Genomic DNA, 14035 nt, shown 5'->3' with positions numbered 1-14035 from the left:
ATTCGTTCCATTACCGATACATGTAAGAAAAATCAGCAGCAAATACTCAATGCCTTCTCAACTATTGCTAATTCATAGACAACCTGAGTCGTTACAAATATTTAACAAATGAATTAATCATTGAGTTAACTGGGAAAATCAGCGCAAGAATTTTACTATATAAAATAGAAAAAAGGCAACTTTTATTCTTGTTGGTTTAGCCAGGAGGGGCTATTTTTAGTTAAAAACAATGTTTCGGGTAAGATTTCTAAACAAAAGATCAAAGCTCGGCAGAATCACTTATTGGAAGTATTGAAATTAAAAGAAAAGCCCTTACATGAGAAGTAGAAAAAGAAAGAAACCCATTTCCAAATTCAGGAAGTACTTAAGCATATTGGGCCCCGGATTGACCACGGGCGCAGCAGATGATGATCCTTCGGGGATTGCCACCTATTCCCAAACGGGAGCACAATTTGGCTATGGTCAATTGTGGACCGCCTTGTATATGCTGCCTTTTATGACGGCTGTGCAGGAAGCCTGCGCACGCATCGGTTTGGTGACCGGAAAAGGCTTAGCCGCTGTGGTGAAAGAACATTATAGCAAAAAGGTATATTGGTGCCATGGCTTCTGCTGCGCAATTGCTGGTACCACTTCCATTTGTATTTTTCACCTTATTTTTTACCGTCACCATCCTGGTCATGGAAATTTTCACCAATTACCTGGTTTATTCTAAAATATTGAAATGGCTTGCGCTTGCTTTACTAGCCTACCCCATTACCGTATTTATCACTGATCAAAATTGGGGGGAAGTATGGAGGGCCACTGTTATTCCACACATTGAGTTTAATTATGCTTTTCTATTTATTATTACTGGCGTATTGGGTACCACCATCTCCCCTTACATGTTTTTCTGGGAAGCTTCACAGGAAGTGGAGGAAGAAAAGAAGGACCATTTATTTAGAAAAGACAAACCTAAAATTGGCTGGGAACATGTCCGCAAAATGAGAATTGACAATACTACAGGGATGGTCATTTCTGAAATTACCACCTGGTCTATCATCCTGGTTGGCACTACGGTTTTGCATCAAAGTGGTGTTCGGGATGTTAAAACTGCTGCAGATGCAGCAAAGGTATTAGAGCCTTTGGTTCACTCCTTTCCCCATGCGGGTTATCTTTCTAAATTGATCTTCTCCATTGGCATTATCGGACTAGGACTTTTGGCCGTTCCCGTGCTTTCAGGTTCTGCGGCTTATGCCGTTTCTGAAGCTTTTAGCTGGAACTCGGGCCTTAATTTAAAACTTAGAAGGGCGCATGGCTTTTATGGGGGTGATCACCATTGCTACCCTTATAGGACTGATGATCACCCCCGTAAAAGCCATGGGGACTGCCGCAGTAGCAATGTTTTACATGATCTAGTTGATTATTTTGAGATTTAATACCATAATTGCGAAAAGAATCTATCCTTGCATTTCTTCAAAAAGAAAGGTTGCCATTGTGAACTTATATGCCGCATCCCACAATTGGATAAAAACCAGAAAAACACCTTGGTTCGTAATCGAAGCGCCATAAATGTCATGTTATTGAATTACTTATTATATAATTCTGATTAAGAAGGCAAAGCATGGAAGAGAATTTAAGAAAGCAAATTGAGGAAATTGTAAAGTTGACAGATGAAGAGTTCCAGTTTGTATTAACTCATTTCACACCCAGGACCTACAGAAAGCACCAATATCTTGTTCAGGCTGGAGATCCAGCTCCTAATGATCACTTTGTGGTTAAAGGCTTACTTAAATCTTTTTATATAGATGATCTTGGAAAAATCCATATTTTACAATTTGCAATCGAAGACTGGTGGATATTTGAAATATGATGAATTTGGGAACTACTTTAGCGGTTTATGCTTCAATTTGTAAAGAAACGTGCAGTCCTTTCCGTTGGCCTGGATCTGAAGCACAGTGGAATGGCCTTTCTGATGTTACATTATCAGGGTAGCATTCATCCACTTGAAGAAGAATTAGCCAATGATAGTTCACTTTGGCAAGAAATTGCTCAACGGCACAACTTAAAAGAACTAAATTTAGAGCGTTTGGCATCACCATGGCATACGGATCTTGATCTAGGTCGCCCAATTGAGGTCATGACCGATATGTCTAAGAGCCGTAAATTGGGTTTTTCTGTTTTTCAAAGTACAGAAGATTCGTTTTATGATTTGTTTACAAAACTTCTTGCTGAAAAATTAATTCCTTAATGAATTTGATCAGCTATCATTTTAAGCGGTTTCATGAAATATTCAATCATTAAAGCTACTTTTAACGTGAATACAAATTTATCAGATGAAACAGGCTATAAAACCAACAGCCCAAAATCTCTTAAATCATAAATTGGTTTTGAATACCAGAACAATTCAAAATGTTCCATTGTAGTTTCAAAATCAACTTTAATTTCTTGAAAGGTATAAACCTGCGTATTAGAAACCGCTATTTTCTGTAAGATTGAAACCAACCATTCTCCCTCATTTTTATTGATCTGGATGTTAAAGGTTTCTTTCTTATCATGAAAAGTTAAAATCATCATTTCCTGAGACTTATTCTTTTTGTATTTTGTATACCCTTCTATAATTGGTTTTCCTCCTAACCAGATCAATTTAGCAGTTGGTTTAGTGTTGTATTTACTTTCTTCCTTTAAAGCTTTCTCAATAAAATCTGAAGGAACCGTTACCTTGGGGATCTTAAAATCAAACCAATCTTGCAATTTGTAATCGAAGCAAATACCATGCATAAAATTAAAAAGTGATTTCTTTAAGCCAAAACTAAATTTATCATGGTCTATTCCTGTTTTATCAATATAATTGATATCATTATTGGCAAAGGTTCCGATATACTCAGTCTCTTTAACCACATCAAATCTTTCTGGATACATGCCAACAGGGCTATGCGCAGTCATCGCAAACTGATGCCAGAAGCCAGATTGTAAAACACCTGCTTTAAACAATTGTCTAACCATTTCCAGGCTGTCTATGGTCTCTTGAATTGTCTGCGTTGGATAGCCATACATCAAATAAGCATGGACTAACACTCCTGCTTCCGTAAAATTTCGGGTAACCTGGGCTACTTGTTCAACTGTTACTCCTTTGTCAATCAGTTTTAATAACCTATCGGATGCCACTTCTAAACCACCAGAAACAGCAATGCAGCCTGATGCTTTCAGCAAAATACATAAATCTCTTGTAAAGCTTTTTTCAAACCGAATATTTGTCCACCAGGTAACAGAAATTTTTCTTCTTAAAATCTCCAGAGCTACTTCTCTCATCAAGGCTGGTGGCGCAGCCTCGTCCACAAAGTGAAAGCCATTCTGACCCGTTTTCTCACTTAATTCTTCAATCCGGTCTACAATCAATTTAACTGCAACAGGTTCATAGACCTTAATATAATCTAAAGAAATATCGCAAAATGTACATTTCCCCCAATAACACCCATGTGCCATTGTCAACTTGTTCCATCGGCCATCACTCCACATCCGATGCATTGGATTTACAATTTCTATAACCGAAATATATTGACCCAATTGTAAATCACTATAATCTGGCGTCCCCACATCAAACTGCTTATAATCACTTCTTAAAGCATCATTTTTATATGCAACTTCCCCATTCTCTAATAAAAAAGTTCTTTTATATAGGTTAAATTCTCCACCTTTTGTGATGGAATTATAAAGCAATTCAATAGGTAATTCACCATCATCTAAGGAGATATAATCGAAAAACTCAAATACCCTCTTATCGGAAAGGGAACGTAATTCTGTATTCGCAAATCCACCACCCATTGCTATTTTGATTTCAGGATAATTTAGCTTTACATATTGCGCGCAACGGAAAGCGGCATATAAATTCCCCGGAAAAGGAACTGAAATTAAAAATAACTTCGGTTGAATGACAGCAATTTTCTCTTCTAAAATCTTAATCAGGATTTTATCCATATAGGTAAATTCTTGATTTAATGCGTTGTACAGCTCGTCAAATGAGTTTGCGCTCCTCCCTAATCTTTCGGCATAGCGACTAAAACCAAAATTCTGGTCAATACATTCAATAATAAAATCCGAAATATCCTCCAGATATAATGTGGCTAAATGTTTACCCTTATCTTGCGTTCCCATTGTACCAAAGGCCCAATCCAGCTCCTCCAATTGCGTAAATCTTGATGCTTCTGGTAAATAATCCTCCTGACAAATTTGCAAGGCTAAGGTTGGATTTTTGCCCTGTAAAAAAGCAATAACAGCATCAATAGTTTTGATATACTCTTCTTTTAAAGCAAGAATTCGCTTTGCATTTAAACTTTTTGGGTGGTCAGGTAGTTCTTCCGCATAATTGAAAAGGTCTTCCAAACCTTTCCTGCAAAATAAAGCCAAAATCACTTCAATACCTAAATCTGCCTGAGTTGAAGAAATATTTTTTGTGTTCAAAAAACCTTTGATATATGCAGTTGCAGGATACGGAGTATTCAGTTGGGTAAAGGGAGGAGTAACAAGGAAAAGATCTGTTTTCAAAATGGAAGTGTATTTCGTGGCAAAAATATCTATAATTATTTTAGTATTAGGCCCTATCAAATGATAAAATTTTCTGGAGAAGTTTATAAAAACTCTTCTATTTTCACCTTCTACTCATATGACAGTATCTTCTGACTTATAATTGGTAAAGATATATTTCAAAAACATTAGTGTCCGGTAAAAAGAAGCCAATTTATTGGCTTCTTTTTACCGGACACTAATGACTTATTTTATAAATTAAAACGAAAGCCAGGTCAAATGCCCGGCTTTCGTTTTTTCCTTAAATAATAATTGGTAAAATGAATTGAAAAGTTACATTTTCATTCCTTTTTTCATGGTTTTTTTCATGGATTTCATCATGTTGCCATTCATGTCCATGCTATTACCTTCTTTAAGCATCATGGTTTTACCATTTTTCATTTTAACCGATCCATCTGGCATCACAACAGTTCCATTTTTCATAGTCATCTCTTTTTCCATCATCATGGTTTTACCATCTTTCATGACCATCATTTTACCCTCTTTCATCATTACACAATTCTCCATCTGGTGCATTTTCTCATGACCCATTCTAGGTGTATCCTGTGCCATTGCGTTACAAGTTAATGCAATCGCTGTCAAAGCAATAAGTAATTTTTTCATCTTTTAATATGTTAAGTAGTTTAGAATTATTAACATACTTTTTTTCTAATTGTTTTAGCACTTGCCTAATAAATTTTTAGGCGGTTACAATCATTGTTTTCTATCTAATTTTACAGCGGTTTATTTTAGCTAGCTGCTATATGGTTTAAAAAAAGTGTAAATTATATTTAAGTTTGACCAACTCAAATCATTGCGTATGCGGCGTTGAGCACTAAGCTTATAATAGCTTCATCACCTTTAAAAAATAAGGTCCGCAATAAAGTCATTAATAAAAAAGGTCAGGTTTTGGAAGGTGAATCTTATCGCGTAATATAAATTCTTGAACCTTACAAGAACTTTTGCATCCATTTAAAATACTTGAATGGAGCATATTTAAAGGGGAGGTCGATCCATGTAGGCGTGGTAACGACCCCTCGCTGATTGCTGAAAGCCAGGAAACTTCCTTTACCATGGTATTTCCCCTGTCCGCTATTGCCGACCCCACCAAAAGGAAGGTGGTGATTGGTTACGTGCATTAAAGTATCATTGATACACCCCCCACCTGAAGATGTTTTATTAAATAAGCGAGTTGCTGTTTCTGTATTTCCGAAATAATAAATGGCAAGTGGTTTTTCATTTGCATTTACAAAGTCAATTGCTTTAGCTAAGTTTGAAAAGGTCAATACAGGTAAAATAGGTCCGAATATTTCTTCCTTCATGATCATGAATTCCGGTTTAATTTCGTCAATAACTGTTGGCGCAATAAATTTATCTTTGGCATCAGTCTCACCCCCTATCCGTATATTTCCCTCACACATTAGATTTGTCAATCTTAGAAATGCCTGCTCATTTACTATCCTGGGATAGAATTTACTTTGCTGAATAGTTGTCCCAAACATTTGTTCAATAGTTTGTTTTAAGAGCGTGAGTAACTCTTCTTTTACCTTTTCATGTACAAGCAAATAATCTGGAGCAATACAAGTTTGTCCTGCATTGATTGTTTTACCCCAGATTATGCGTTTCGCGGCAACAGCTAAATTGGCATCCTCATCAACTAGACAAGGACTTTTACCACCTAATTCTAATATTACAGGCGTTAAATATGCTGCTGCTGCTTTCATCACTACTTTACCTAAAGCAGGGCTTCCTGTAAAGAAGATAACATCAAACCGCTGCTCCAATAATAAGGTATTTATTTCCCTTCCACCTTGAATAACACTGATGTAATTACTATCGAAGGTCTCTTTAATGAGTTCTTCCATTACCAACGCTACGTTTGGTGTGTTAGGAGATGGTTTTAGAACGGCACAACAACCTGCAGAAATAGCTCCCACTAATGGGTTGATGAGTAGTTGAAATGGATAATTCCAAGGTGCAATGATTAGTGAAACACCCAGGGGCTCCTGCCATATTTTGCTGCGGGAAGGAAAGAGGTATATTGGTGTTATAACACTTTTTGGTTTAGCCCATTTTTTTAAGTGTTTAATATGAAGGTTTAATTCCTGCACAACAATACTGATTTCCGTTAAATAGGCCTCTTCATTAGATTTGTGTAAATCAATCCAAAGTGCGGCTAATAATTTGTCCTCGTATTTAAGGATAGCATCTTTTAATTTTTTTAAACTCGAAATCCTGAAAGCTATATTTTTTGTTTTTTGTGAAGAAAAAAACAGACGGTGTTCATTCAATAGCTCTACTATTGAATTTACTGACTTCATCTCTAAAGTATCATTTGGATTTACTTTCATATAATTTCTGTAGGTGGCGGCATTATTCTTTTAGCCATTAGCCCCCTGTATAAAACCTCTAAACGCCACCTTATATATTTAAACACTATTATTGTGGTTTTGTTATTAATAATTTATAAAATCCTACAGTAGCTGTATCTGCGACAGTTTCATCAGCCTTTTTATAGATCAAATAGGCTTCCATGGAAGACTGATCTTCAACAAATTTTAAAGCAGCAGCAGGGGTCATTGCCATTAATGCGTTGTCATAACCATCTGCTGTTATAGCATCCTTTGCAATTACGGTTGCACTAATCATTTGATTTTCTAATGGATAGCCTGTTTTTGGGTTAATTAAATGAGGATATTTATGAGTTCCACTAGTGATGAATTTTCGGTAGTTTCCTGATGTGGTAATTGCGCCACCTTTTAATTGAATTATTTTTTGAATAAATTGTTCCTTATAGCTACTATTTGCTGGAGCTTCTATTCCTATTTGCATCTGTTTTCCATTTGGTTTTGTGCCTTTAACTATTATTTCTCCACCAATTTCGACCAAATAATTCTTTATTTTTTTTCGATCTAAGAAGCTGGCCAGTACATCAACACTATAGCCCTGAGCGATTCCATTTACATCTATTTTAACACAGGATTTAGTTTTTATTAAGCTGTCTTTCACGACTTTTATTTTGTCAGATCCAACACATTGTAATAAATCCTTTATAGTGGCAGCATCTGGAGTAGAGTCTATTTTTTTTGTTCCAAATCCCCATGCCCTAACCAAAGGATATACGGTAAAATCGAAGTCGCCATCTGCATTCTTGTATATCTCTAAAGAATTAATCACTACATCTTTCAGGTATTTGTCCATTATTATACCCCTTTTTGATTCATTAAACTGATTAATGAGGGAGTTTGGTTTATAAATAGAAAGAGAGTTATCCAACTGTTCCAATAAAAGTTCAATTTCTTTTTTATTAACGCTTTGATTTTTTGCGTAGTAGGTAACCTGGTAAGTTGTTCCCTGTGTATTCCCGGTGATATGAAAAGTTTGTAACTCAGATTTTTTTATAAAACCTAAATTAAACAATAACCCCAGTATTAAAATGAATTTAAACATTATGCAATTAAGCCATTATTTTATTTAATCTTTTGTTTCAACTCTTTTTTTGTAAACTCTTTTTGCACAATTTCTGGCGTATTTGCCGCCGTGTATTCCTATTGCGCAATTAAATTAAGGTTTGCATTTTCTGCGGTATGGAAGTATGGAAATCTTTTCCGTGCTGAAAAAGATAGAAAAAATTAGTACGATAACCTTAGCGTTATTTATCATTGTATTTTAAAAGTTTTTTAATTCAAACGCAATTTACAGTTTTATATGAAAATAAAATAGCCTATATATAAAGTTTGTGTTAACAGCAATTGTTAGCATAACTTTCACTTGAATTTAAAAAAATGTTGAGGTTTACTATTTTAAAGCCTTTGTACGCAACTGTTTTTGTTAGGCAATTGGTGGCAGGGAATATCTTTTACAAAAATTATATACCTAACTTTAGCCCGCATTAAAGAATGAATGAACAAGCATACGATTAAAAAAGTAATACTCTTTTTTCCCTTTAACTTATTATCGCACTATTTAAGGTGCCTGGTTTTAGCAGATACTTACGATAAAAATGTTTATGAGATTTATTTTATAAGCTCAGGCACTTATGACCATTTTGTATTAGATCACGGCTATAAAACTTTCAATTGCTTACAATTCGATGAGCAATATGTGATGCAATGTTCTACCAGGTTTGATTTCAGTTGGTTAAGTTTACCTGAGCTCGAAAGGATTATGCTGGCTCAAGTAGCCTCCATTAAAGAATTAAAGGCAAGTATTGCGATTGGAGATGTTGCACCAACATTAAAAATGGCAACAACCTTAACAGATATTGAGCATATTTCTTTATTAAATGGTTACATGACCAGGTATTATGCCCACTCCAGAAAGATTTCAAGAACGCATAAGACCTTTTTCTTCATCAAATTCTTACCCGAAGTTTTGGCTGAATTATTAACTAACATGGGCGAAAAAATTGCTTTCAAGAAAATCCAGCAACCGTTCAATGACTTAAGACTAAAATATGGTCTTTTAAGCATGCCAAATTATCTTTTTGAAATTGAAGGAAACGTTAATTTAATTTGCGACTTGCCAGTTCTATTTCCACAAGAGAACCTACCCCCTGCTTATCAATTTATTGGCCCCCTGGTTTATCAATATCAGGAACAAGATGATACCTGGTTGGATGATATTCCTGCAGGTAAGCCCGTAATCTGTGTTTCTTTAGGTAGCACCGGTGATTGGAATAAACTTCGATTTCTAAATAATTCCTATTATTCAAAATATACAATTGTAACTACCGGAGATAAAGAAAAGGTGCTTTCTGCTGCACATATTCTTAGCAGAGGCTTTGTGAACTTAAATCAGGTACTCAAACTATGTGATTTAATGATTTGCCACGGAGGAAATGGAACAATCTATCATGGGATATTTAACCATGTTTATATGTTATGCCATTCCAGTAATTTCGAACAGGAATGGAACATTAGTGCCTTAGAAAAAGGAGGATATGGAAAATCTGCAGATAATTTTGATGAGGATAAATGGAGATTTCATATTGCAGCACACTGTTCTGTTCCCTATCTTTACTAAACATAATAAAGGTAAAACGAGTATATTTATAGGAGTATAGATGGAGACAGAAAAACATTTTACAATCAGAAGCGGATGGTTAAGGGCTGCTCTTTTAGGTGCTAATGATGGTATATTGTCTACTGCAAGTTTGGTAATTGGTATTGCCGCTGCCAGTTGTACCAGAGATCCTGTCTGGAAGCCCATGCAAGAGATGAACTAGGTATTAATGTACCCAGGCTAAACCATTTCTAGCGGCTTTAGCTTCAGCTGCATCATTTATCATCGGCGGACTGTTACCACTTTTGGTTTCTATCATTGCTCCTCTAAAATTTATGGTTCTTTCTCAATATCTGTTTTCAATATTATTTTTAGCGTTTTCAGCCTATATCTCTGCCATCGCTGGTGGTTCAAGTGTAGGAAAGGCTATTTTGCGTATTTGCTTTTGGGGTACAGCAGCAATGCTGATGACTGCTTCTGTAGGTTGTTTATTTTCAGGGAAAATAAGTTAATATTACCTTAGGCCAGGAACTTTACTTATGATCAGTGTGCCCCAAATCCATTTCTGGGCTCACGTGATTCCTCACCAGCTTTTTTAATTCCTTAATTTCTGGGAACCTTTGCATTTCACTTCGGTCAAAGATTAATATACCATCAATTGCAATAATAAAGGCACCACCTGTTTCACTAGGTATTAGGCTTACCCCCTTTTATAATTCCTGTGAAAGTATTTAGTAGTTCCTGCGCTATCCCAACCTCTCGGTTCAAACGGATGCTCCCATTGTAGTTGTGAATTGCTTTCAAAATTGTATTTTAGCTTATAATTCCCAACGCATGTGGTTGCTTCCATAGTACTCTAATAGTTGTGAATTGCTTTCAAAATTGTATTTTAGCTTATAATTCCCAACAAGAAAAACATGAAGATTGCCCCCCATCCGGTTGTGAATTGCTTTCAAAATTGTATTTTAGCTTATAATTCCCAACATGATAAGCGGAAAAAACCAAAGGATCCGGTTGTGAATTGCTTTCAAAATTGTATTTTAGCTTATAATTCCCAACGTATTATGATCAAACCGACCAGAACTTACGTTGTGAATTGCTTTCAAAATTGTATTTTAGCTTATAATTCCCAACTTAGATAATGTTAATTGCTCTTCATTTGCAGTTGTGAATTGCTTTCAAAATTGTATTTTAGCTTATAATTCCCAACTCCGACCAACTAAAATAATTTGTCATATAGTTGTGAATTGCTTTCAAAATTGTATTTTAGCTTATAATTCCCAACATTCATTTACTGAATTAAGAGTAACGACGTGTTGTGAATTGCTTTCAAAATTGTATTTTAGCTTATAATTCCCAACCGGTGTAAAAAATTCAACTTTCTAATATAGTTGTGAATTGCTTTCAAAATTGTATTTAAGCTTATAATTCCCAACTAATCCTTTAATAGCATAGTAACCAGCCCTGTTGTGAATTGCTTTCAAAATTGTATTTTAGCTTATAATTCCCAACTCATTAGACGCACAAACAAAAGCAAATGCTGTTGTGAATTGCTTTCAAAATTGTATTTTAGCTTATAATTCCCAACCATCTAACTTCTGAACATTAGCATCATCTAGTTGTGAATTGCTTTCAAAATTGTATTTTAGCTTATAATTCCCAACGTAACTGCTGAATTTGCAAATGCTTACCCTGTTGTGAATTGCTTTCAAAATTGTATTTTAGCTTATAATTCCCAACAGGTTAATCGTATGATGAACATAACAGCAGTTGTGAATTGCTTTCAAAATTGTATTTTAGCTTATAATTCCCAACTCAAGCCATACAATTGGGTGTTCAAGATGTGTTGTGAATTGCTTTCAAAATTGTATTTTAGCTTATAATTCCCAACACGGTATTTCTTGATGGTAACCTGGTACAGGTTGTGAATTGCTTTCAAAATTGTATTTTAGCTTATAATTCCCAACTCATGCTTATTGAATGGTTATGACGACATCGGTTGTGAATTGCTTTCAAAATTGTATTTTAGCTTATAATTCCCAACTATTTGGTCTTTAAAGATTTGTGTTTTCATGTTGTGAATTGCTTTCAAAATTGTATTTTAGCTTATAATTCCCAACATAGTTGCTCAAAGTAATTCGGATGAACAGTTGTGAATTGCTTTCAAAATTGTATTTTAGCTTATAATTCCCACCACTAGTTCTTCAATAAATGCAACCATATTAGTTGTGAATTGCTTTCAAAATTGTATTTTAGCTTATAATTCCCAACCTTGCTAGATAAAGGTATTATAACTTCAGAGTTGTGAATTGCTTTCAAAATTGTATTTTAGCTTATAATTCCCAACCCAACAGAAACAATTAAACCTTCATTGCCAGTTGTGAATTGCTTTCAAAATTGTATTTTAGCTTATAATTCCCAACTCTTAAATTAATATTTGGAAACCCTTTCAGGTTGTGAATTGCTTTCAAAATTGTATTTTAGCTTATAATTCCCAACGTATTCAAAGCACATCACACAATCCACACTGTTGTGAATTGCTTTCAAAATTGTATTTTAGCTTATAATTCCCAACTTTCTGTGTGTTTAAATACACTCTTGTCTTGTTGTGAATTGCTTTCAAAATTGTATTTTAGCTTATAATTCCCAACGTAATAGAAGCAAGGTTGTAACATCATACGGTTGTGAATTGCTTTCAAAATTGTATTTTAGCTTATAATTCCCAACGATTTTTTTACGAGTTTATTTGTTACCATAGTTGTGAATTGCTTTCAAAATTGTATTTTAGCTTATAATTCCCAACACTTCGAGTTGGTAACCAGTTACAACAAAAGTTGTGAATTGCTTTCAAAATTGTATTTTAGCTTATAATTCCCAACGTGAAAGCGTTTCTGTTGCTTTAACAGCTAGTTGTGAATTGCTTTCAAAATTGTATTTTAGCTTATAATTCCCAACTACGGAAAAGACATTTCATTTGCTCAGGGTGTTGTGAATTGCTTTCAAAATTGTATTTTAGCTTATAATTCCCAACTATCACAGTTCCAGCATCCTATATTCGACTGTTGTGAATTGCTTTCAAAATTGTATTTTAGCTTATAATTCCCAACAGCTGTACTGACTGTAATAGATGTAATTAGTTGTGAATTGCTTTCAAAATTGTATTTTAGCTTATAATTCCCAACAAACAACTCAATCAATCGCTAACGATAGCAGTTGTGAATTGCTTTCAAAATTGTATTTTAGCTTATAATTCCCAACACGTGCAGACTTAGAGCGTGAAATATCACAGTTGTGAATTGCTTTCAAAATTGTATTTTAGCTTATAATTCCCAACTTCTAAAAGAACAGCAAGCAGAAAGTATTAGTTGTGAATTGCTTTCAAAATTGTATTTTAGCTTATAATTCCCAACCAACCTTTCTTTTTAGGTATCCACCTTTAGTTGTGAATTGCTTTCAAAATTGTATTTTAGCTTATAATTCCCAACCGAATTATCCTTAAGCGCTATGGTAAATTCGTTGTGAATTGCTTTCAAAATTGTATTTTAGCTTATAATTCCCAACGTAAGCGAAGCATTTGCAAAGTATTACCCTGTTGTGAATTGCTTTCAAAATTGTATTTTAGCTTATAATTCCCAACGTAGAGCTGGTTTAAACCAAATTGCTAAAAGTTGTGAATTGCTTTCAAAATTGTATTTTAGCTTATAATTCCCAACATTAATTCCGGGCAGCTATAAAGCAGGTAAGTTGTGAATTGCTTTCAAAATTGTATTTTAGCTTATAATTCCCAACTTGCACCTGGCCATGGATTTATTCCGTTCAGTTGTGAATTGCTTTCAAAATTGTATTTTAGCTTATAATTCCCAACGAGCAAAGCAGGGTTAAACGCCTATACGTGGTTGTGAATTGCTTTCAAAATTGTATTTTAGCTTATAATTCCCAACAATCATCTGACATTCACGTTTCTAAAAATAGTTGTGAATTGCTTTCAAAATTGTATTTTAGCTTATAATTCCCAACTTTTGATAGATATTATGATTAATATTAGCAGTTGTGAATTGCTTTCAAAATTGTATTTTAGCTTATAATTCCCAACTATAGAGTGGCAGATATTACCTAATGGATAGTTGTGAATTGCTTTCAAAATTGTATTTTAGCTTATAATTCCCAACAAAGACATTACAAAGCTAAAAGATAGCAGGGTTGTGAATTGCTTTCAAAATTGTATTTTAGCTTATAATTCCCAACTCTGCAGGAAATTTAGCCTTTTTCTTTTGTGTTGTGAATTGCTTTCAAAATTGTATTTTAGCTTATAATTCCCAACGGCTACAGTATTGTCCCACTCAACACCATAGTTGTGAATTGCTTTCAAAATTGTATTTTAGCTTATAATTCCCAACTGTAGCCGGTAAGTATAAGTGCAGGATTTTTGGCAATTAGGAGTACACAACATTCGGTAAGAATACCGCCGAGAAAACGGTAAGAACGAATACAT

General features: G+C 34.5%; 10 protein-coding genes, 1 pseudogene and 1 CRISPR repeat array. Of the genes and pseudogenes, 6 read left to right on the top strand and 5 right to left on the bottom strand.

What is annotated here, in order from left to right:
- Positions 1-316 precede the first annotated feature (316 nt).
- From AAKU52_RS16085 to AAKU52_RS16075, 3 genes and pseudogenes are all read left to right on the top strand, one after another.
- A pseudogene (locus AAKU52_RS16085) lies at positions 317-1415 on the top strand (NRAMP family divalent metal transporter).
- A gap of 185 nt (positions 1416-1600) precedes the next feature.
- Positions 1601-1849, top strand: a complete 249-nt coding sequence (locus AAKU52_RS16080) for a Crp/Fnr family transcriptional regulator (protein WP_354335403.1) — start codon at positions 1601-1603, stop codon at positions 1847-1849.
- Between the two features lie 27 nt (positions 1850-1876).
- Positions 1877-2227: a hypothetical protein gene (locus AAKU52_RS16075; protein ID WP_354335401.1), complete on the top strand. Its 351-nt coding sequence runs from the start codon at positions 1877-1879 to the stop codon at positions 2225-2227.
- Between the two features lie 95 nt (positions 2228-2322).
- On the opposite strand, the gene AAKU52_RS16070 is transcribed toward AAKU52_RS16075, so the two are convergent.
- The 4 genes from AAKU52_RS16070 to AAKU52_RS16055 form a co-directional block, all read right to left on the bottom strand.
- Positions 2323-4521: a B12-binding domain-containing radical SAM protein gene (locus AAKU52_RS16070; RefSeq protein ID WP_354335399.1), complete on the bottom strand. Its 2199-nt coding sequence runs from the start codon at positions 4519-4521 to the stop codon at positions 2323-2325.
- Positions 4522-4833: 312 nt separating this feature from the next.
- Positions 4834-5163, bottom strand: a complete 330-nt coding sequence (locus AAKU52_RS16065; RefSeq protein WP_354335397.1) for a DUF6799 domain-containing protein — start codon at positions 5161-5163, stop codon at positions 4834-4836.
- 326 nt (positions 5164-5489) lie between these two features.
- Positions 5490-6890 (bottom strand): aldehyde dehydrogenase, encoded by a 1401-nt coding sequence (locus tag AAKU52_RS16060; RefSeq protein WP_354335395.1) that lies wholly within the window; start codon positions 6888-6890, stop codon positions 5490-5492.
- A gap of 88 nt (positions 6891-6978) precedes the next feature.
- Positions 6979-7989, bottom strand: a complete 1011-nt coding sequence (locus AAKU52_RS16055) for an FAD:protein FMN transferase (protein ID WP_354335393.1) — start codon at positions 7987-7989, stop codon at positions 6979-6981.
- Positions 7990-8442: 453 nt separating this feature from the next.
- Here AAKU52_RS16055 and AAKU52_RS16050 point away from each other — a divergent pair, with 453 nt between their 5' ends.
- Genes AAKU52_RS16050 through AAKU52_RS16040 form a run of 3 tightly spaced genes read left to right on the top strand, consistent with a single transcriptional unit; the run spans position 8443 to position 10055 of the window.
- Positions 8443-9564, top strand: coding sequence for a glycosyltransferase (locus AAKU52_RS16050; protein ID WP_354335390.1), 1122 nt, complete (start codon positions 8443-8445; stop codon positions 9562-9564).
- Positions 9565-9604: 40 nt separating this feature from the next.
- On the top strand, positions 9605-9766 hold the full coding sequence (locus AAKU52_RS16045; protein WP_354335388.1) for a VIT1/CCC1 transporter family protein: 162 nt from the start codon (positions 9605-9607) through the stop codon (positions 9764-9766).
- 58 nt (positions 9767-9824) lie between these two features.
- The gene (locus AAKU52_RS16040) at positions 9825-10055 is read left to right on the top strand and encodes a VIT1/CCC1 transporter family protein (protein WP_354335407.1); all 231 of its coding nucleotides are present in this window, start codon (positions 9825-9827) and stop codon (positions 10053-10055) included.
- 21 nt (positions 10056-10076) lie between these two features.
- Here the strand turns inward: AAKU52_RS16040 and AAKU52_RS16035 are convergent, their stop codons facing one another.
- Entirely contained in the window at positions 10077-10193 is a 117-nt protein-coding gene (locus tag AAKU52_RS16035; RefSeq protein WP_354335405.1) for a SelT/SelW/SelH family protein, read from the bottom strand.
- A 136-nt stretch (positions 10194-10329) separates the two neighbouring features.
- Positions 10330-13940: direct repeats of the CRISPR family, unit length 46 nt; unit sequence GTTGTGAATTGCTTTCAAAATTGTATTTTAGCTTATAATTCCCAAC.
- Between the last annotated feature and the right edge of the window lie 95 nt (positions 13941-14035).

This window comes from Pedobacter sp. CG_S7 (assembly GCF_040544395.1).
In the GTDB taxonomy this organism is placed as follows: Bacteria; Bacteroidota; Bacteroidia; order Sphingobacteriales; family Sphingobacteriaceae; genus Pedobacter.
This window is presented reverse-complemented; position numbering and strand designations above follow the sequence as displayed.